21 protein-coding genes are annotated in these 18939 nt (G+C 53.4%); 8 read left to right on the top strand and 13 right to left on the bottom strand.

Annotated features, from left to right (window positions below; translation table 11 throughout):
• Positions 1-5: 5 nt before the first annotated feature.
• From rpmA to IE065_RS15145, 5 genes are all read left to right on the top strand, one after another.
• Positions 6-263 carry a 50S ribosomal protein L27 gene (gene rpmA / locus IE065_RS15165; RefSeq protein ID WP_189516607.1) on the top strand — a complete coding sequence of 86 codons (258 nt, stop codon included), beginning with the start codon at positions 6-8 and terminating at the stop codon, positions 261-263.
• A gap of 111 nt (positions 264-374) precedes the next feature.
• Entirely contained in the window at positions 375-737 is a 363-nt protein-coding gene (locus IE065_RS15160) for a hypothetical protein (RefSeq protein WP_189516605.1), read from the top strand.
• A gap of 34 nt (positions 738-771) precedes the next feature.
• A complete protein-coding gene (locus IE065_RS15155) occupies positions 772-1437 on the top strand; it encodes a DUF502 domain-containing protein (RefSeq protein WP_189516604.1) in 666 nt (221 codons plus the stop codon).
• A gap of 3 nt (positions 1438-1440) precedes the next feature.
• Complete coding sequence (locus IE065_RS15150; protein ID WP_189516603.1) at positions 1441-2055, top strand: hypothetical protein; 615 nt, start codon at positions 1441-1443, stop codon at positions 2053-2055.
• A gap of 72 nt (positions 2056-2127) precedes the next feature.
• Positions 2128-2961, top strand: coding sequence for a hypothetical protein (locus tag IE065_RS15145; protein ID WP_189516602.1), 834 nt, complete (start codon positions 2128-2130; stop codon positions 2959-2961).
• Here IE065_RS15145 and IE065_RS15140 read toward each other — a convergent pair.
• The 4 genes from IE065_RS15140 to IE065_RS15125 are packed head-to-tail and all read right to left on the bottom strand — an operon-like array spanning position 2955 to position 6170.
• On the bottom strand, positions 2955-3956 hold the full coding sequence (locus tag IE065_RS15140; protein WP_189516601.1) for a prepilin peptidase: 1002 nt from the start codon (positions 3954-3956) through the stop codon (positions 2955-2957). The genes IE065_RS15145 and IE065_RS15140 overlap by 7 nt on opposite strands.
• Before the next feature lie 38 nt (positions 3957-3994).
• Entirely contained in the window at positions 3995-4330 is a 336-nt protein-coding gene (locus IE065_RS15135) for a low molecular weight protein tyrosine phosphatase family protein (protein WP_189516600.1), read from the bottom strand.
• Complete coding sequence (locus tag IE065_RS15130) at positions 4327-5256, bottom strand: shikimate dehydrogenase family protein (RefSeq protein WP_189516599.1); 930 nt, start codon at positions 5254-5256, stop codon at positions 4327-4329. The genes IE065_RS15135 and IE065_RS15130 overlap by 4 nt, the downstream gene beginning before the upstream one ends.
• A 38-nt stretch (positions 5257-5294) precedes the next feature.
• Positions 5295-6170: a transglutaminase-like domain-containing protein gene (locus tag IE065_RS15125; RefSeq protein ID WP_189516598.1), complete on the bottom strand. Its 876-nt coding sequence runs from the start codon at positions 6168-6170 to the stop codon at positions 5295-5297.
• Between the two features lie 143 nt (positions 6171-6313).
• Here IE065_RS15125 and pyrE point away from each other — a divergent pair, with 143 nt between their 5' ends.
• Complete coding sequence (gene pyrE, locus IE065_RS15120) at positions 6314-6886, top strand: orotate phosphoribosyltransferase (RefSeq protein ID WP_189516597.1); 573 nt, start codon at positions 6314-6316, stop codon at positions 6884-6886.
• A gap of 166 nt (positions 6887-7052) precedes the next feature.
• Positions 7053-7598, top strand: a complete 546-nt coding sequence (locus IE065_RS15115; protein WP_189516595.1) for a hypothetical protein — start codon at positions 7053-7055, stop codon at positions 7596-7598.
• Positions 7599-7604: 6 nt separating this feature from the next.
• Here IE065_RS15115 and IE065_RS15110 read toward each other — a convergent pair whose 3' ends face one another.
• From IE065_RS15110 to pyrF, 6 genes are all read right to left on the bottom strand, one after another.
• On the bottom strand, positions 7605-7766 hold the full coding sequence (locus IE065_RS15110) for a hypothetical protein (RefSeq protein WP_189516594.1): 162 nt from the start codon (positions 7764-7766) through the stop codon (positions 7605-7607).
• A 71-nt stretch (positions 7767-7837) separates the two neighbouring features.
• Positions 7838-8455, bottom strand: a complete 618-nt coding sequence (locus IE065_RS15105; protein ID WP_189516593.1) for a LutC/YkgG family protein — start codon at positions 8453-8455, stop codon at positions 7838-7840.
• A 23-nt stretch (positions 8456-8478) separates the two neighbouring features.
• Complete coding sequence (locus tag IE065_RS15100) at positions 8479-9888, bottom strand: LutB/LldF family L-lactate oxidation iron-sulfur protein (protein ID WP_189516592.1); 1410 nt, start codon at positions 9886-9888, stop codon at positions 8479-8481.
• A gap of 4 nt (positions 9889-9892) precedes the next feature.
• Positions 9893-10618 (bottom strand): (Fe-S)-binding protein, encoded by a 726-nt coding sequence (locus IE065_RS15095; RefSeq protein ID WP_189516591.1) that lies wholly within the window; start codon positions 10616-10618, stop codon positions 9893-9895.
• 174 nt (positions 10619-10792) lie between these two features.
• Positions 10793-11992: a sensor histidine kinase gene (locus tag IE065_RS15090; protein WP_189516590.1), complete on the bottom strand. Its 1200-nt coding sequence runs from the start codon at positions 11990-11992 to the stop codon at positions 10793-10795.
• Positions 11993-12088: 96 nt separating this feature from the next.
• Positions 12089-12787 (bottom strand): orotidine-5'-phosphate decarboxylase, encoded by a 699-nt coding sequence (gene pyrF / locus IE065_RS15085; protein WP_189516589.1) that lies wholly within the window; start codon positions 12785-12787, stop codon positions 12089-12091.
• A gap of 548 nt (positions 12788-13335) precedes the next feature.
• Here pyrF and IE065_RS15080 point away from each other — a divergent pair.
• Positions 13336-14307 carry a hypothetical protein gene (locus IE065_RS15080; RefSeq protein ID WP_189516588.1) on the top strand — a complete coding sequence of 324 codons (972 nt, stop codon included), beginning with the start codon at positions 13336-13338 and terminating at the stop codon, positions 14305-14307.
• 2 nt (positions 14308-14309) lie between these two features.
• Here the strand turns inward: IE065_RS15080 and IE065_RS15075 are convergent, their stop codons facing one another.
• From IE065_RS15075 to IE065_RS15065, 3 genes are all read right to left on the bottom strand, one after another.
• Positions 14310-15008: a hypothetical protein gene (locus IE065_RS15075; protein ID WP_189516587.1), complete on the bottom strand. Its 699-nt coding sequence runs from the start codon at positions 15006-15008 to the stop codon at positions 14310-14312.
• The gene (locus IE065_RS15070; RefSeq protein WP_189516586.1) at positions 15009-18677 is read right to left on the bottom strand and encodes a hypothetical protein; all 3669 of its coding nucleotides are present in this window, start codon (positions 18675-18677) and stop codon (positions 15009-15011) included.
• A 64-nt stretch (positions 18678-18741) separates the two neighbouring features.
• Positions 18742-18939, bottom strand: a 198-nt coding sequence (locus IE065_RS15065) for a PEP-CTERM sorting domain-containing protein (protein WP_189516585.1), incomplete at its 5' end; no start/stop codon positions are given.

The raw sequence follows: 18939 nt of genomic DNA, 5'->3' as shown, positions 1-18939 counted from the left end.
CAGTCATGGCCCATAAAAAAGGACAAGGAACTTCCAGAAATGGACGCGACAGTGAATCAAAGCGCCTCGGCGTCAAGAAATACGGCGGCGAAAAAGTTCGCGCTGGTAATATCTTGATCCGCCAACGCGGCACCCGCTTCCACCCCGGCAACAATGTCGGTATGGGTCGGGACTTCACCCTGTTCGCGCTGGAAGACGGCGTCGTTGAGTGGGACCGTTTACACCGCAAGGTGAAGGTCGTGCCACACTTGGTCGAAGTCTAAACCACACTCCTGGTTTCACACTTACAGGCGCTTTCCTTCGGGATGGCGCCTTTTTCTTGCTCGCATCATTGGAGCGAATTCGCAGAATACGTTTTTGACCCTACGCTCATCATGTCATTCGACCTGAACGAATTACGCGCTCAGCGCGACCGCGTCCGTGAACACCTAGCATGGCTCGACCAGCAGATCAAGCAGGCCGACGCTTCGACCCTACCAGTCCCCCCCCCCTCCCCCCTCTCTGGGGCAACTTTGGCCGCTTCCCAGTCGAAGCAAGCGCCCCCCCCCCCTATCAATCCAACACCAGTCGGAGCGACGACAAAAATTGAGCCAGTAATAATCGATACCGACATTCCGATGGAATTCTCCCCCGGAGGATTTGACGGACGCACAAAAGCCGGTTGTATCTTATCTGCCGTGCTAATCATGGCGCTTTTCCTGTTCCTATTGTTCGGTTTGCCATCATTACTTAGTTAATCAGTCCGATTAGGGGCTTCCTTATTTCCAAACTATGCTTCGCCAACTGCGCAACGGCTTCTTTGCCGGCCTTATCATTGCCGCCCCCCTTGGCGTCACCATTTTCGTAGTGAATTTCATGCTGTCACGAATCGGTGAGCCGATCAGCAATGCGATTTTCCAATTTATTGACGAAGCCATCCGCAACCAATGGTTCATCCAACTGTTGCTCAGCATCGCGTCGATTTTCATCGTGGTGCTTGTCATCACGCTGCTCGGGTTCCTCTCCCGCTATTTCATCGGGCGCATTTTCATCAATCTGAGTGAGCGTATCATCAACGCAGTGCCGTTCATTAATGCGGTCTATAAAACGGTCAAGCAGATCGTCGACACCTTCAGCAAACAGCAGAAGGCCGTATTTCAGAAAGTGGTGCTCACCGAGTATCCGCGTAAGGGAGTCTATGTATTGGGCTTCCTGACCAGCGACGCCAAAGGCGAAGTCCAAAACAAAACTGGCGCGGAAGTCGTCAATGTATTCGTACCCACAACGCCGAACCCAACCAGCGGCTTCCTGCTCATGGTGCCACGCGACGAAGTGATTATCATGGAAATGACCATTGCCGATGGGATGAAGCTGATTGTGTCCGGGGGAGCCGTCACTCCGCCATTTCGAGAGGGCACAGATGAACTCACGGTAGAGACCGCTTCTGGTAATATATAGCCGATGCCCGCACGTGAGCTTCAGGCAGTTGGCGTTGTGCTGGCGACAGTTCCCTCGGGCGAACGCTTCCTGCGGTTAAACATTCTGAGCCCAGATGAAGGCCGTCTAGTGGCCATGTGGCGGCGATCCAATAAGAATTCTGGCAGCAGTCCCGACCTCTTCGATCAAGCTGTATTCCATCTGGAAGGCTCCAGCTCTGCGACAACTTGGTTTCTCAAGGAATATCGCCTTGAACATAGCCGTCGGGCTCTCGCTCGTAGCTACCGCACCTTGCAGCTTGCCACGAGGCTCGGAGAGCTGCTATGGCGCAACCTCCCCCATACCGAATTCTTTGCCCCAACCGCCCAGTTGGCCATCGATGCATTTAATGCGTTCGAAAGCTCCACCTTACCGCAATGCGTCTACCTCAAGGCCCTCTACCGATACGCCGCCGAGGAAGGCTACGCTGTGCGGCAACATTGGCTCGCTGATATGCCCACCCGCGAGCAAGAGCGAGCTCGATCGATCATACATCAACCGTTGGAGATGCTTTCGGCGGAGAATGATACTGTTGCCGGGACCATGATCGAAAAAATCGAGCGCTGGCTTCGCGCCGACACCGATATCATCGTTCCGTAAAAGTATGTCATAATTCCGGTTTCCGCAGTCAAGCGTTGTCAGTTCTGACAATTCCATTAGGAAAGGATGTCAATGAAAGCCCTCTACTCCATCTTCGCAGTTTTAATTCTTGCGACCACTTTGCCCGCACAGAATGAATCCTCCGGTGAAGAGGAAACCCAGACGGAAGTTTCCTTGCGTGAGCCTGTTCCCGCTCAAACCGATCCCATTGCCGCCAAGCTCGTAGAAACTTATCTGAAGGCCTCCGGCGGCAAAGACCGCCAAAAAGCGATCCACTCGGCGATCATCCATGAGACGATTCGCGAGGGCAAAAAGGATTACCGCACAATTTCTTACCGTGAGCGCCCTGATAAGCTGCGTTTAGAGCTCATCACTGAAAGTCTCGGGCGCGAATATAAGGTCATATCCGGCTACGACGGGACAGATGCATGGACATACGATCTGACACAAAAACACCCCTTCCCCAAGGAAATGGGCGGAAAAGAAAAGAAGAACTTCATCCAACTAGCTGCCTTTGACGACATTCTAATGCGATGGGAGGAGGAAGGCTGCGTCCTCGAATACATGGGAGCGGTCAACAATCGCAAACAGAAGAATTACCTGGTTAAACTCTTCCATCCCGATGGACTCACGGAATTCTTCTACTTCCACCCCAAAAATTACCTGATCACACGGCAAGGCCGGAGAGAAGAGCGCAATGGCGTAATTGTCGACATCGACAGCTTCTACGTGAAATATGATAACATCGAGGGCATCTGGTTACCAATGAAGACCGAACTCGTCCTCGAAGATCAAATTTACGGCTACTCAGAAGTGACCAGTCTCCAATTAAACCCGCATGTTTCGGACGACCTCTTTGCCATGCCCAAAGTCAAAGAAGTCTGGCTACGAGGTAATAATCAATAGAGCGGGACCGGCGAGAATATAAGAGCTCGTGTGCTCTCGAAATAGCCATCCACGCAATCCCGAACAAGTAGCAAATAAACAACGGCACCAATAGCTAACCAAGGCCCAAAGGGAATCTTGGCCTGCATGTTTAGATCCGCCTCCGGTTCAGTAGTCTCCGCGTCTTCCGCTTCATCCATCTTTTTCGGCGGTGCCATTTCTTCGACTTCACCAGTCTTTCCGGGACGTAACTTGGTGCCGAAAAGCGAGTTAACCAGCATCATCGGCAACACGACCAATGTGCCAAATAATGACCCTCCAAAGATCGCAAAAATCGCACCTTTCCAGCCAATAAAGGCACCGATACATCCCATTAAAAGCACATCACCAAAGCCCATTGCTTCTTCTTTGCGCAGAAATTTCTCGGCGAGAAGCCCAACCCAAAGAATAACTCCAGCCCCCACGACTCCTCCCGTCGCACTCAAGGCGGCACTGCGAATATGCTCCAGCAACGGTGGATCTCCGCTCCCTCCCTGCTGATGCAGCTCGGGGTAAAGACAAGAAAGGATAAAGCCGAACACCAGCCCCCAAACGGTAAACAGGTCTGGCAAAAATTGCGTATCGTAGTCGATGAAAAGCCCACAAATGAGCAGTGCCAGGAAAATCCAGATCGCAACAACGACGCCCAGATCGTCGCTATAAACAATCCAGGTCCACATATACAAGCCACCCGTCAGCGCCTCGATAATGGCGTAGCGCATCGAAAACGGCGCTCCACAGCAGCGAGCTTTTCCCCGTAAAATGCACCAACTGAGAATCGGCAAATTGTCGTACCACTTGATCGGCGTCTGGCAGGCAAAGCAGTGCGAACCAGGCTTCACCACTGATAATTTCGCTGGATAACGATAGATTACGACGTTAAAAAAGCTTCCCCAGCATGCGCCAAACACAAATGCCCAGAAGGCGAAAAACCACGGGTAGGCGCTGTTGATTGCGTAAAATTCTTCGAGATTCATGTAGATTAAAAGTCAGTGCTGATACCAGTAGTTGGTGCTTAGCTCAATAGTCGAATGAGCAAGGGTTCCGTCGCCGCCTGAATCAGGTCGATTAATTCCGCGTCCATCGGTTGATAATCATCAGGAATGTCCAGACTCTCAATGGGTGGCAATTCACTGTCGTGAAAGCACTCAATGATGCGGCGTTTGTGCGTGGGCACCATCACCAGAATCAAATCCGCCCAATCAATATCTGCTTGGCTGATGGTGTGTCGTGCAGATCCACTAACACCCGCCGAACGCACTTCCAGCCGTGCATCAGGGCGATAAATTTCCTCAGCTGTCGGGCTTCGCCACTGATTACGGCTGCAAACGAAAAGCAAACGCGGCTTCATGCACGGCGAGGTGTGTATCCTTTGGCGTAGCAAGCACCATCCATCATTGCTTGCGCTGGCACCTGTGCCCCAGTCCAGATTTCCAGACTGCGAACGCCCTGCCAAACCAGCATGGAAAGTCCATCGGCATAGGCCAAACCTTGGGTTTTTGCCGTACGGGCCAGATCATTTTCCACGCCATAGGTCATGTCGTAGATTTTTGTATCCGAGCCAAAACGTGAAAGCTTCAACGGTACTGGATCGTCCGCCTTTAGACCAAGTGACGTCGCGTTGACAATGACGCCGTCAGTGGGGAGGTCCGATGGCGGAGCGCTTAGGTCAAAGCCGCGCACTCGCTCACAGCCGGAAGCATCGGCAAGCAGCTCGATCAGCCCCTCAAGTCGCTCTTGATTACGATTGCCAATCCACAACGCAGCGACACCGGACTGCAAGCACTGCACAGCGGCTGCTCGGGCGGCACCACCGGCTCCCAGCAGGATAACTGTCGCTCCGGCCAGCTCTACCCCCAACTCTCGCTTCAGGGCCTGCTCCAGCCCATAACCGTCAGAGTTGTAGCCCGCCCAGCCATTTTCTTGACGATGCAGTGTATTGACCGCCCCCGAAAGCTTCGCCCCCGCATCAATCTCAACAACCAGATCCACTGCTTGCACCTTGTGAGGAATGGTTAAATTAATCCCTGTAAAGCCAGCTTGGTGGAGCTTTTCCAACGCCTGATGCAAAATTTCCGGCGGGGTATTGAATTTGAAATAACGCCAATTGCGGTAAAGCTGCTGGGTCTGGCCCATCAGATTGAGTGCGGCGTTGTGCATCGCCGGGCTAACGCTGTGCGTGATGGGGCTGCCGAGTACCGCCAAGGCGGTTCCGTTGTATTGCCAATGCTCAAGCTCATCCAGCAAACGCACGCGGTCGGAGTCGTCGTAATGCATCCCACGATGCTTGGTGACGTCTGCCGCGTCGACAAGCCCTATTCGTCATTAAGACGATAGGCAGCCTCGAATTCGTTCACATATTCCGTGAACAAACGGACTCGATCCGAATCACCCTCGCGACTGTATTGGTTGACCAGATTACGGCAACAGCGAGCAAGTACTTCGCCGACTGGGCATGGAGCAAAAACAGCTGGCTCCAACTCAATTTGATACGGCTCAAGCATTTCCTCAATTTCCTCAATGCCACGGAACACTCCACCCTCAAAAACATCAATGTAGAAAGGGTCAGCATCCAGGAAACAGCCCACCATAAACCGGCCAGGGAAAGCGATCGGCGAAAGTTCTAGGTGACACCGGTCTGCCACAAGCAAGTAGAGGATCGACAGGCTAATCGGAATTCCTCGACGACGGGAAACGACTTCACTCAAAAAGCTATTCCGTGGATCGTAAAAACTCTCCATATCGCCCGTAAAACCGTATTCTCCAAAGATGACCCGGTTCAAAATTCGACACTTTTCCCAAGCGGTGCTGGGATGCAAAAGTAACTCGCGGCAGCGATCAGACACCTCGGCTAAAAAGCGTTCGTAATCGACCATGCCCACATCTGGATTGGCCACTCGATCAAGCAGCAGCACACCCGTTTCCAATTCATAATGAAACGAGCGAATGAAGTCCCGGAAAACTCGCTCGGGCTGACCACCAGTTAGCGATTCCAACAGCTCCCGCGCGGCACAACCAACGCTGGATTCTGGATGTAACACCGCCTCGCGCAGAAAAGACACGCCCACTGGCCCCAATCGTTCTAGCTCCGCACGCACAGCTGTCCGAACGCTGGAAGTCGTATCGTCCAACAAGCCCAACAACGCGTGTTTACGCGAAGTCTTTAGCGGCACTGAATTTTTCTCATTCACTGTAATTACCATAAGATAAAATTTATCCTCCGCAACGGAAAAGCAAGGCATGGGCCAACCTGTTACGCAAAATATTCATTCAGCCGCCGAGCCGCCTAGGAGTTGTGCTTGACGCCATCGCACGCTGTTCGCACCGTCCCTACATGAGCGATGTTATCGACCAAGAAGTCTTGCAAATTTTCCGTGATTCCGGTGCCCTGTTGGAAGGCCATTTTATCCTCCGTTCAGGTCTGCGGTCCGGCCATTTTTTCCAGTGCGCCCGCGTTTGCGAACGCATGGACAAAGTCACGCGATTGGCTGAAATGCTTTTGGCTAAGATCGACCTTGCCAGCTTCGACACCGTCCTCGCACCAGCGATGGGCGGACTGGTGATTGGCCAAGAACTCGCCCGCCAAGCCGGTAAGCGCTTCCTCTTTGTAGAGAAGGTTGACGACAAGCTCGCCCTGCGACGTAATTTCAAAATTGCCCCCGGCGAACGACTATTGGTCGTCGAAGACGTAATCACCCGCGGAGGACGCGTTAACGAAGCACTGAACATCATTGCCGCCGAGGGTGGAACTGCCGCGGGAGTCGCCGTCTTGGTTGACCGTTCCGAGGGCCAGGTCAGCTTCTCTGCACCCTTGACGACTCTGCTCGCATTTTCGTTTCCAACTTATGATCCGGCAAACCTACCGCCAGAGCTCGCCGCGATCCCGGCAATGAAGCCAGGAAGCTAGAGCTGAAAAAAGCTAATCGATACGATTTCAGTATCGAGATAGAGTCGCGTTTATTGCTTTCAAAGTGCGGTTAGAGGCAAAAAACATTGTCATTTGGCCTCAATTATACATGATTGACCTTATATTTTACGGAATAATTCCGTATAAATACGAGAATAAGCGATCCATGCCCAACCTTAACTGGCCAACTGAAAGCAGAAACGCTCAGCCATCTGAGCGTGTTGTTGTCGTGCCCAGAACACCCGATTACGACCATCCTTACGCACGTGTCCCCAAGCCGCCGCCAATACGATCGAAGCCCAAAGTCACGGTAGTCCCCCCCCCCCTTCAGCGCAAAGCTAGCCCTGTTCCTTTCAGTCTGTTACTCGCAGTAGGCGTGATCCTTGCCATTTGCGGTGCCGCATACTACGTGATGAGCAAAGACTACACGCCCACAGCCCAAGACCGAAAGCTAGTCAACGCGCATCTAGCCGTTCCTGAGATTATGGCTAACGAAACTCCAGCTGATTTCGTCAAAGCTATGGACGTCCAAAGCGTTCGCTTGGCCTCTGGCCAAAGCCGTGCATCCATTAACGGTAAAGTCTATCGTGTTGGAGACGTCGTTGACGAATACCATGGGCTAGTTTTCGTCGGTCACGATCCCGATGGAGAGTTTCTGCTCTTTCGTGATCCCGAACAACAGGTACATTTCTATAGCCTCTACAAAGAGTAGGCTTGTTTAGCTAACCTGATCAGCAGAGCTAACGGGAGCTTCATCAACTGGCAGCGCGATGGGCGTCTGCTCATTCTGAATGAACATATAGGGGCGAATTGGCACCGATGCAGAACAACCGGTTAACAGGGCAACTACGGCCAACAGGCCTATCCAACGAAACTTCATTGAGCAGGAAATTAGGAATCGCAACGGCTCAGTGCAAGTAAATATCAGCCGCTAGAGAGATTTAGGCCGTCCTATGCGTCTAAACATACGATTTGCACTCCAGGTCCATGCACACCCTCAATTAGAATGCCTTCAACGTCAGCTGTCTTTGATGGACCCGTGGCCCAGATAACCGAAGGATCGCTCCCCAAATTTTCCAATGCGGTGACTGTATCTGGGTAGATCGTAGCGGGGTCCACGATCGCGGCATGAGTCCAGGGAGCCAACGCACCTAAACGGGCGGAAGTCGATTCATCCTTGAGGATCAAGCTTCCAGTCTCGGCAATGACACCCGCCGCCAGAGTTATCCCAAAGGCAAAATCGTCGAACCGCCCGCGGTCGAATTCTGTTTCGAGAGTAATCCCCTCAAACTCCGGCATCGCCCGAAGGCGTTCCGCCAAAGCTCGATCGCAATAGCCATGCGTCTGCTTTTTCTCGTGGAGCCATGAGCCCAACGTAGCGAGACCTACCAACGGCGTGCCGTTGACCTGCTTAGCCTTATGTGAAAACAGCTCCCAAAGCTCCGAAAATTCCGGGTGCGCACGGCAAATGGGTAACTCACGGGCGTAATTCGGCAAGGCCGCGCGCTGCGGCAAAGGTGCCAAAGCAGTCTTGATACGGGAGAAAATTTGGGTTCGATCGTCAGACATAGCAGTTTGCATTTTGCGGCTCGTTACTCGCTTTCCTTTTTCTTCATCCAGTCTCGGAATTTGCCGCCACGCCATTTGGGAAGCTGCCGCACAGAAGTCCAAGCCTGAGCCGCGGGAACCACGTTCATCATCGCCTGCGGGGTCACGTTAACCGCATAGCCGATTTTCATCGCGGCCTTCCAAGCACTCGGCTGGCTGGCCATCATCGCGTACATCCCCATCGGCGGCGTGCCAGCCGCGGCATTTTTCGCGCCCTCGCGTTTACCCTTGTCCCGCAAGCGCAAGAGCAAGTCAGGGATCGGGATATTGACCGGACAAACTTCATTACAGGCACCACAGAGGCTAGAGGCCTTGGGCAAATCAGCCAGCTCTGGAAACTTATCAGCCGCCAGCAATGGACTCAGCACCGCGCCGACTGGACCGGGGTAGACGCTCCGATAGGCATGTCCACTGGCCTGCCGATAAACCGGGCAGACGTTCAAACACGCACCACATCGGATACAGCGGAGGATTTCTCGGCACTCGCTCGCGAGGACATCCGTGCGCTTGTTATCAACGAAAATAACGTGCATTTCCTCTGGCCCATCGGGCTGTTCAGCACGCTTAGGCCCCGCAATGAACTGGGTGTAAACCGTGAGCTGCTGACCAGTGCCGGAACGTCCAATCAGATTCAAAAAAAGCCCAAGGTCTTTGTCACGCGGAACCAGCTTTTCGATACCCACAATCGCAATATGCAGCTTTGTCGCAGCCATACAGAAGCGGGCATTACCCTCATTCGTGACCAGCACTATACGACCGCTTTCCGCCGAAACAAAATTGGCACCAGTAACCGCCACATCAGCCTCAAAATACTTTTTCCGCAGGTGGACGCGGGCGCGGCGGGTAATCGTCTCCGGATCGTCATTGTATGCACCCAGGCCTTCGCGCTCGAAACTCCTAGCGATCTGGCGACGATTCTTGTGCATGATCGGCTTGACAATGTGCGACGGGTGATCGTTGTCGATCTGCACAATGAACTCGCCGAGGTCAGTCTCCACGCACTCAATGCCATTCTTCTCGAGAAAAGGCACGAGATGAGTCTCCTCCGTGACCATGCTCTTGGACTTCACCAGCTTCTTGGCACCATGTTTTTGCATCAGTTCGAGCGCAATCTGATTGGCCCGGTCGCCATCTCCGGCAAAGTGCACCTGAGCGCCATTAGCGGTCAGACTCTTTTCCGCTTGCTCAAGATACTGGTCAAGGTGTTCCAAAGTGTGCTGCTTAATTTGGCCAGCTGTTTCTCGCAGGACGTCCGCCGTCTCGGGGAAATCGCGCCACAGCACATCGTAACGTTTCTCGCTCGTGCTTTTGGAGCCATCATAAACGGTGGCATGCACCTCCGCAGGCAGATCACGGGCAAAACGGTCGATTTTCTGAAAAGTCTTAGGCTGCATGGCATTAAGCTTGAATTTCTCCGGCGTCGATAAGGGCGTCGCGCAGAATCTGAATCACGTGTCGGCGAGGAATTTCCTTACCCTCTTTGTCCATGATTCCGCCCAAGTGTAGCAGACAACCCATGTCCGCCGAACAAAGATAATCTGGCTGAGCCTTCACAATATGCTCGATCTTCAATTCACCCATTGCCTTGGAAATGTTGGGGAAACTGACCGAAAACGCACCGCCAAAACCACAGCACTGCTCTTGCTCACCAAAGGCCAAAAGCTCGACGCCTTCTATTGATGAAAGTAGCGTGTTAGCCGCTGGACCACTACATGTGCCGCGAGAGTGACAACTGCGGTGAAAGGCGATCTTGTGCGGAAATTTGCCGGGAATCTTCGTAATATCTAAGCCGTGCACCAAGTAGTCTGTGACTTCCCAAGTGCGGTTGGCGAGCTGCTTGACGCGAGGTAGGTCGTCCTCTTTTTCAAATTCCAGTATCGCACCATGAAAGCCCATTGCTGCACAAGAACCAGACGGAACCACCACTGGGTTTTCGCCCTTAAAGGTGTCCATCACATGCCGAACCACCTGGCGCGAGGCCTTCCAATCACCCGCGTTAAACGCTGGCTGCCCGCAACAAGTCTGGCCTTCTGGAAATTCCACCGTGCAGCCCGCCCATTCAAGTACCTGAACAGTCGCCATGGCCACGTCGTCAAAGAACGCGTCGCATAGGCAAGTAGCCATAAGTTGGATTGTTTTGGAAGCGGGGATTTGTCGGTCGAGATGAATCACTGAATGAAGATTGTTGGCCTCAATATGGGGCTGGCTCTTAGAAAATCAACCATATCTGCTCAGTTTTGGAAGATTTTGGAAGATTTAAGAAGCTTCTTATCAGGTGATTATTAGTTCTGGAAATATTTAGTCGCCTGCCTCCAACAGACGCATTCGACGATGTTTTTGTGGGAATTGAAGCGTCACCACCGTTCCTGACTCTGGGCGGCTGTCGAGGCCGATTTGTCCGCCATGGTCACGCATAATGCGGCGGCAGATCATCATCCCCAAACCATGCCCCGAAGATTTCGTGGTGTGGTAAGGCTGGAAGATTTTCGACAGGTCCTCCTGCGCGATGCCCACACCCGTGTCTGCAAAAGAAAGGTAGACGTACTCGTCGTCTTCACGCGATGCAATGCGTAGCTCCCCCCCTGCATCCATGGCTTCCATGGCATTTTTTAGCACGTTGAAAAACACCTGCTTGATCTGGTTGCGGTCTCCCAGAATGACCGGTGCCTCGTCGTTGACCGTAACGTCCACCTGAACGCCGAGGTTCGTGAGCTCGTCGCCAAGAAAATTCAGCACTTCGTCCAGCACGTCCAGTAACGGCGCTTCCTGCAAGTCGAGTGGCTGCGGGCGAATGGCCTGGAGGAAGTTAGCAATGATGCCGTCTAGGCGCTGGACCTCATTGGTACAAACATCCAAAGCATTGCTCATCTTAGCCGTCGCAGGGTCCTTGGGCATTTTACTGATCTGCCGCGTCAGTAATTGCAGGTGGATGTTAATCGAGTTCAGCGGATTGCCCAGCTCATGCGCAACGCCCGCTGCGAGGTCGAAAATGCTGGAAATCTTCTCGTCCTGGATGAGTTGCTCGGTCGAGAGTTTGTCCTCGGTAATGTCCGCCAGAATCATGGTAAAAAGCGGCGCGCCCTTATCCCCCTCCCCTTCAAACGGGGTCAGATAAACACGCACAAAACGGTGCTCAGGGTAGGTAATTTCTAGCTCACGGGCCACGGCAGCCGGTCGCACCCGGCGACCAGAACCGTCCTGTCCCGTCGCGTTAAGATTCATCGTGCGGGCCAAGTCCGGGACAGCTTTCCAGACCGGCATGCTACCGACATCCTCCTCCTTGAGGCCAAGAATCCGTAGCGCGGCGGCGTTGGCATATTCCACTAGGCCACTTTGCCCAATGACCAGCACGCCCTCGCGGATGGCGTTAAACACGGTCTCCAGCAGCTCACGCTCACGCGCCAACCGCTGCACGAGTATCGTGAGGTTCGTGGCGTCGAGGTCGTCGAGCCGCCCTAGTATGCGCTCCAAGGGGGAGATTTTGCTGCGAGCCGCCATGTTATAACACTATGCTGCGCGGACAGCGGGCGCATTTCAACGACAAACCGCAAAGGCAGAAATCAAAGGGATACTGGCCGCAAAAGTAGACTGCGCCTACGCTCCCAGCTCAGTCTGGATCGCCTTTACGGCGGCGGCGGGGTCCTCGGCCTTGAGGATTGGGCGGCCGACGACGATGTAGCTGCTGCCTTGCTCAGCGGCGTCTGCGGGCGTCATAACTCGTTGCTGGTCGTTGAGATCGGCACCTGCGGGGCGAATGCCTGGCGTGACCAAAACAGCGTCTGGGCCAAGCTCATTGCGCAGCGTGCGAAGCTCTTGTGGGGAGCAGACAAGGCCCCCTGCCCCGCCATCCAAGGCTAGACGGGCGAGGCGGAGGACTTGCTCGTCGGTCTCAGAGTCTACGCCGATGTCCGCCAGCGTGGCGCGATTCATCGAGGTGAGCACTGTGACGGCGAGCACGGTGGCCCCAGGAAGCGCTTCCTGAGCGGCTTCGGCGGCGGCGGCGACCATTTCCCTGCCTCCGCCGGCATGGATCGTCAACAGGCCAACGGGCTTGCCAGCGAGGCTCCTAATGGCTGAGGCAACGGTGTTGGGGATGTCGTGTAATTTAAGGTCGAGGAAGATGCTTTGCCCACGGGCGGCAACGGCGTCCAACAGCGCTGGACCCTCTTTAACAAAGAGCTGGAGGCCGATCTTGACCCATTTCAGGTCGGGGCCAATGCGATCAAGCATGGCGATAGCGGCGGCCTTATCGGGCACATCAAGGGCGAGAATGAGTTCAGTCGATTTCGGCATGCGGCAAAAACTGACGCCCTCACCGCTTTCTGGCAACCGTTTCCTAAAGGCAAAAAAACCGAGGGGGGGCACCAGACGCGATTTCGGCCAAAAAACCCGCTAGGCCAATATCCATCAGGCGCTCCAATGATTTAGGGCATTAAGACCCTAATAGCAAAACTGATACTTTTATGCTCTTTTTGGCCGGATTCTGGTTCAAAAATGTAAACTAGAGCAAAGTTTGGTTTCTAAAAAAAAGCCCGGAGCGGCTTGCTCGGAGCTTCAGTAGACGGAGGCGGCGGGGATTTTGGCTGAGTCTTGGCGTGAGATTCGTCAAGTGTGAGTCATCTTCACAACACCGACACTAAAGGTGGAGCCCGGTGTCCCGACCGGGCCGTTTCATCCTGCTTTCCGTGAAGCAACGTTAGCCCGGTCGGGACACCGAGCTCCACCTTGGGACTGGAGGCCGTTTCCACCATTGTTTGACCAAAACCAAAGAGTACCGCTGCAATACATCTGATCCTAAATGAACACTTGTCGTCGGTGGTAGTCTTAATGGAGACTGACCTATGGCGAGTAAAGCCCGTGCAATCATTTTTGGCCGACTGGCGATAGTCGCATTCATTTTCACGCTTCTGGCACTGGTTCTTCGTGGGCCGCTGGATTCATGGATCAACAACGTCGCGCTCGGTCAACTGGACTATACCAACCAGCAATATTTAGAGGAATCCTTTGATGACGCCTCGCGCCTGTTCCTGATCCTGACCGGGGTCAAGAGCGTGCTCGCTGTCGTGGAAGGCAGCGAGGTCGGGGTCGGCTTCGGGCTGGAGATTGGCGACATCGTGCAGGGCGTTTATGACTACGTAGACTTCGCCTGGAAAATTGTTCTTTGGGCAACGATGATCATTGTGATGACGCGCATGTTGCTGGAGGTCTCGCAATTCCTTGATCAGTGGCTGCTGGCGCTGGCGCTCGGCTCGATGCTTTTTTATCTGGTCGCCGTGTGGTTTATGCCTCGTCGGCGGGCAATGGCTCGCGTGCTGCGCGACGCCACGTTTTTCTGCACAATCCTGTCCGTGGCCGCCTATGTAATTGTGCCGCTGGCGGTGTCGGGCGGGGCCTTTCTTTCGACGGAAATCACGCAGAGCCGCGTCATCGAAGCCGAGGGGAATCTGACCGTGCTCAACGCCGAACTGAACGAGCGCTTTAGCGACATCGAAAAGGCCGAGGGCATCTTCAGCAAGGCAGCCAAGGTGAAGGATGCGACGTCGGCGTTGACGAGTTTCTTGGCGGAACGCACGAGCGCATTGTTCTGGGACGTCATCACGGTAAGTGCGGCGTATTTGTTCGACACGGTCATTTTCCCGCTGGGTTTGTTTTTCGTGCTGTTCTGGATGACGCGGCTGATTGGTCGCTATGCCTTCGGGCTGCGGCGCGGGCAAGTCTTCCGCGAAGATATGGATACGCTGATGGGCCGCTATTGGACGCAGCGCCCCACGCCCATTGACGCCCGCAAGAAACCCGAGCCGGATGTCGATTAGCCCTAGTTCGGGTAAACGTAATCTGAAACGACGAACGTATCGACTGCACTCTCGCCAGAATTCTTACTCGGGAAAAAGAAGACCAGCGTGCGCTGATTGGGCTGAACAGGCCATTGAGCGCGGTAAACCTGCTCGGTCCCCTGCTCTTCCTTGACCATCACAATGGCGTCAACCGGTGAATTCTCGGTAGCTGGATGTGTCATCCATTTGCCCCGAGGCTGTAGCGTGCGTACATCGTCCCCGACTTTGCAAAAAAGCTCATGCGAACAGAGATTGAAAAGCAGATAACTCCCGCCCGTGAAATGTTCCGGACGATCATCCAGCACAACGACTCCAAAACCTGACTGCGAATTGTTCTTCCCTTGACGAATGGCAAAGAGCAACAAGGGACGGCTAATGTCAGTTGTCAGATCGGCCTGAGCAACTGGCACACGAACCGTGCTCCCATCTTCAGCAAGCTCTTGCTTGAAGAAAACCAACGAACTTGGCCCGCTGTATTGATAAACAGGGCTCCGGCGCACGCGTTGAAACCGCAGTTCGGTGACGACCCCGTCGTTATCATAAAATATGCCTTTGGGTGGGGCCATTCCCTTCCAAGGGAGCACAGAAAAATCGACCACATAGGTCTTTGTCTCCTGGGCGTGCAGGCAAACCGTTGAGAAGAGCAATGACGCAAGGATAACTGAATGCAAAAACTTCATCTATACTTCATCGGGTTCGAGCCACCGGAAAGAAATTATCCGAAATGCCCGGCCCCAATTTTCATTTTCAGCACTCCACTGCACCCGATCATCGGTCGCTTCATTATCAGCGGCATTGATAAAATCAGGATAACGCTGCACTTGAGCTTCGCACCACCGACGCGTCACTTCAGCAGTGAAGGGATGGGTCACCTCACCATAGGCACGAATCGTAAAGGTATCCCCGCGGACGGCTAATGTCGCCCCCAGAGACGTGAGCACGTCAGCTTGGGTAATCGAGCCTGCAATCCCCCGTGTCGTCGAACCCGAGGCCGCCACAGGCGTCACGAAATCCGATGTAACGCTGGCCGTTCCTTCGCTTTCAATGGATGCATTGAGGTCTACTGCATCAATCGCAGACTGTAGCGCACCGCTAAGCCTCAAATCGCCAGCAAAAGCATCATCCTCCAAATCGCGATTAACGAAATCTGCCAATGACAAAAACGGCCCGCGCCGTTTAACCTGCTCTACGATTGCCTCTGCCAATGCCCGAATTTCGGGGCGAGAAAAACGTCTAAATCCGTTCCAAGGTTCGCCGGATGCCCCATTGGGCAAAGTAAATGAGGAGAAAGGCACACCGCTGGTGCTCTCCTTATTCAGCGAGCCATTCGTGCTCAAATACTCGACCTCGGCAGAGTCACCAAGGGCTCTCGCGAGGACCGCCTCCCAAGCGTCAACCGATACGCTGTTGACGTTAAAACCTCCCTCGACAAGAAGCTGAGCAGCGACCTCACGGTAGCCCTCGGGGCCTTTTAACGTGCTACGGACGGTCTCCAAGTCGAATTCGCTTTCGCGCAGGAAATGAACACGCGGATCTCTCAGGTCGCCATCAGAGCCGCCGCCTGTCCATGCATCAATAACGTCGCTCAAGGATTTTGTTTCTGAATACGATCCGGTGCCAGAGAACTCCGGTGCCAAGCCCGAAAAGAAATAGCCATCCCACAGAGCTTGATTGGCGTAGTAGGACAAGTCATAGACAGTGCTGTTACGACTGGGCGAAGTCGCTGTCTGGAACTCATAGAGTTCATCGAGCGGCACATACGGACTCGCGCTCGAGTTTCCAATGGCATGTGCCGACTGGTAATCCAATAGTGCGACATCCGCATGCTGTAGGGCGGCCAATGAAAGCAATGGTGCGGTCGGAATTTCCCAAGCGGTAACATGCGTTTCCCCCGCCCCGCCAAGGGTATCTCCCCAGAATGCATTGCTGCCGGAACTTTCAATGACTGATGCTAAAGATGATTGCGGCTCGCTGCTAATCAATGCCTGTGGCGCAGTTGCACGCGGAAAATTCGACGTCTGTGTTGAGCGGACCGCTGACCGCGGGTTGAAGTCCTCGAACAGGCTGGCGGTAGACGTATCGTGAGCTGGCAGTAGACGATAATCAATGTTGAAAAGCTCCAGACGCACACCGGGGATTCCAAGCAGCACAGGCACATCCAACAACTGCTCTTCGACGGCAAGATCCACGTAAAGCTCGTGTGTACCTCCATGAGATAATGGCGTATGCAAATACTGAATTTGTCGATCACCTTTCCAATGGCCACGAGCAGAGTCAGGTAAATCCGCTGGATCGACGCTAAAGACGCTAGTCAGCAGGTAATTATAATTCTGTCCCGCACCAATGTTATTGGTCTGGATCACTGCCGAGGAATCGCCATTCAAATGTGCCGGGTAGAGCTCGACACTCAGACTCGATGCAGCAGCGATCGGCATTGACCCACTGGTTTGCTCCTCAAGGGGGATTGTGACGCCCGTACTTTCGAAAACGGGTTCACCGCCCGTAATGCTGGTTAGCTTATTAAATTCTTGATAATAGGTTCCGCCATTGTAGCGGACTCCCTGTCTGAGATATAAGTTTGGGCTGTTGCTGCTACCAATGAGGGTGTCGTAGGCAACTGGTGCAGAATCGGGCAAAGAAAAGATTTTAATTTCGCCGGGCTCAAAACTTAAATCATCCATATCCGTGATAAATAGCTGGAGGTCCTTTCCCTGTGCGGTGTTGCCGTATGCCTTGTGAAGTGTTCGATAATCAGCTAGATATTCTTCGGATTTTCCGTCCGTTCTCTCTAGCCGAACATGAAAGTAAACAGGCAAATTGTCTTGGATAATTTTCAGTCCTGCATGCATCGATATATCGACATTATAAGGATTCCAAAGAACAACAATCGGTGCCATGACCAGCGCAAAGTTGCCGTCGATATTCATCACTGAAAAATTGTAAATGACGCGCTGCATCAGAGGAGCGTAGTTCCCTCGCGTCGGTCGATTACCGTATCCCAGAACATTACTGCCCATGAGCGACGTGGCGTACTCATTGGCTCCCGAATCCCCTGACCACAAGATTCCGTTGAATACGTTTCCTTGATACCGGATATAATCGTCCAAGCTGCGCGACGTCCCCTTTATCGAGTCGGCGATCGTGGATGGCACCTCCGGCGTATTGGGAAACATTGGCTGCGCTCCCAGAATTGGCGAGCTCGAGCGCGGCCCGATCACGTGCTTATAAAGGTTGTAGTAATCCCGTAGCAGATGCCAAGTCGGCCCGCGGAGTAAATCCTCTCCCGAGTTATCACTAACTCCATTGTCCACGGACTCGGCAAAGAGGAAACGCGCATAGAAATCCTCACCGTGATTTTGCTCAATCGCGGAAGTCATATCGTTACCTGTGCGTGAGCCATCACCGACAAATTCGGATGCGTTGAAGTACGTAAGGGAATTCGTGTCCGAGCCGACTTGATCCATCTCAAAAGCCAGGGAGAGATCACGCTTCAGCCCACCTTCACGCGGATTCGTCTGAAGAGAAAAAGTCCCATCGGTAAACGCATGAAAACGCCCAGGCTCATCTGAAAAGTCTTCGTTAATAACCGAAAACTGACTCCGCGACGGCTTCCTAACCAGTTGTGTGGACCACTCTGAATCATCCGCTCCAGCGTATAGAGCATCGGCATCCACACCTCCCGCACCGGATAGCACCAGACGCGAATCGGGGATTTCCGATTTAGACAACGCATTCACTGCATGACTTCCTGCAGTCAGCTGCGCTTTCTGGCTTTCATCGAATACGGCGTACGCATACGCCCCAGTCGTACCTGAGCCTGATCCGGCATTGGAGACGTTGACCTTGTTAACAACAACTGCGGATGAGGCTGTCGGATCCGCCCGATTAAACACAGTAACCGGATCGGTCAGCTCTTCCAACGGATTAGGATTATTACCGGAGACCAACCACCCCTCCATCTGGCCAAACTTCGGGTTGTTAGCACCATCCTGCGAATGCTCTGCTGTATTCCAGACTCCCAACCACAACGGCTGCTCGATACCCTCAATATCTGCCGTAAGAGGGTCGAGATCCCCAATGCCTGCGCTCGCGGTGATACGCTGATCAGGGCCAGCCAAGGCCTGTAGTTGACCAAGAGCAACCTGAAGTCCCAGGCGTGCCATTTCCTCCGCTTCAGTTTCCTGTTGCTTGAAGTTCGTCGTTTGCACGCCAACGACACTTAAAGACACCATCGAAACGACTAAGAGGAATATAAACCCCATGAGGGAAAGCGCGACAACTAGCGCAAACCCTCCACATCGATTACCCATTAGGCGTAAATTTTTTGGCGTGCGAGCCACATGTTTCATAAACGAAACCAGCGTTTAAGCCAGCTTTTGAAGGGCAATAATATTCAGGTAATACCCTTAAATATTACCGTTTCCTCCGAACATATACGACAGCGCCAATGCACCCAGCGAATAGCAAAGCAAATAGGGAAGGCTCAGGAATTGGGGCAACATCGGCAAATGTATCTCCGACTCGGAATTCGTCGAAACTAAATGTCTTTGATTCAGCGGCACCGGAATTGATCAGGCCCGAGCGAATGCGCTGGATGCTGAAATCACCGGA

Origin of the sequence: Cerasicoccus arenae (genome assembly GCF_014651635.1) — a bacterium.
Lineage (GTDB): Bacteria > Verrucomicrobiota > Verrucomicrobiia > Opitutales > Cerasicoccaceae > Cerasicoccus > Cerasicoccus arenae.
The sequence above is the reverse complement of the archived record's forward strand: the minus strand, read 5'-3'. Positions and strand labels throughout refer to the sequence as shown.

Bases quoted from the DNA above. Each gene is read 5' to 3' on its own strand.
- pyrF (WP_189516589.1), bottom strand. From the start codon at position 12,787: ATGCCGAAATCGACTGAACTCATTCTCGCCCTTGATGTGCCCGATAAG.
- IE065_RS15145 (WP_189516602.1), top strand. From the start codon at position 2,128: ATGAAAGCCCTCTACTCCATCTTCGCAGTTTTAATTCTTGCGACCACT.
- IE065_RS15100 (WP_189516592.1), bottom strand. From the start codon at position 9,888: ATGCAGCCTAAGACTTTTCAGAAAATCGACCGTTTTGCCCGTGATCTG.
- IE065_RS15135 (WP_189516600.1), bottom strand. From the start codon at position 4,330: ATGAAGCCGCGTTTGCTTTTCGTTTGCAGCCGTAATCAGTGGCGAAGC.
- IE065_RS15140 (WP_189516601.1), bottom strand. From the start codon at position 3,956: ATGAATCTCGAAGAATTTTACGCAATCAACAGCGCCTACCCGTGGTTT.
- IE065_RS15155 (WP_189516604.1), top strand. From the start codon at position 772: ATGCTTCGCCAACTGCGCAACGGCTTCTTTGCCGGCCTTATCATTGCC.
- IE065_RS15110 (WP_189516594.1), bottom strand. From the start codon at position 7,766: ATGAAGTTTCGTTGGATAGGCCTGTTGGCCGTAGTTGCCCTGTTAACC.
- IE065_RS15070 (WP_189516586.1), bottom strand. From the start codon at position 18,677: ATGAAACATGTGGCTCGCACGCCAAAAAATTTACGCCTAATGGGTAAT.
- pyrE (WP_189516597.1), top strand. From the start codon at position 6,314: ATGAGCGATGTTATCGACCAAGAAGTCTTGCAAATTTTCCGTGATTCC.
- IE065_RS15160 (WP_189516605.1), top strand. From the start codon at position 375: ATGTCATTCGACCTGAACGAATTACGCGCTCAGCGCGACCGCGTCCGT.
- IE065_RS15095 (WP_189516591.1), bottom strand. From the start codon at position 10,618: ATGGCTACTTGCCTATGCGACGCGTTCTTTGACGACGTGGCCATGGCG.
- IE065_RS15130 (WP_189516599.1), bottom strand. From the start codon at position 5,256: ATGCATTACGACGACTCCGACCGCGTGCGTTTGCTGGATGAGCTTGAG.
- IE065_RS15115 (WP_189516595.1), top strand. From the start codon at position 7,053: ATGCCCAACCTTAACTGGCCAACTGAAAGCAGAAACGCTCAGCCATCT.
- IE065_RS15090 (WP_189516590.1), bottom strand. From the start codon at position 11,992: ATGGCGGCTCGCAGCAAAATCTCCCCCTTGGAGCGCATACTAGGGCGG.
- IE065_RS15080 (WP_189516588.1), top strand. From the start codon at position 13,336: ATGGCGAGTAAAGCCCGTGCAATCATTTTTGGCCGACTGGCGATAGTC.
- rpmA (WP_189516607.1), top strand. From the start codon at position 6: ATGGCCCATAAAAAAGGACAAGGAACTTCCAGAAATGGACGCGACAGT.
- IE065_RS15105 (WP_189516593.1), bottom strand. From the start codon at position 8,455: ATGTCTGACGATCGAACCCAAATTTTCTCCCGTATCAAGACTGCTTTG.
- IE065_RS15075 (WP_189516587.1), bottom strand. From the start codon at position 15,008: ATGAAGTTTTTGCATTCAGTTATCCTTGCGTCATTGCTCTTCTCAACG.
- IE065_RS15150 (WP_189516603.1), top strand. From the start codon at position 1,441: ATGCCCGCACGTGAGCTTCAGGCAGTTGGCGTTGTGCTGGCGACAGTT.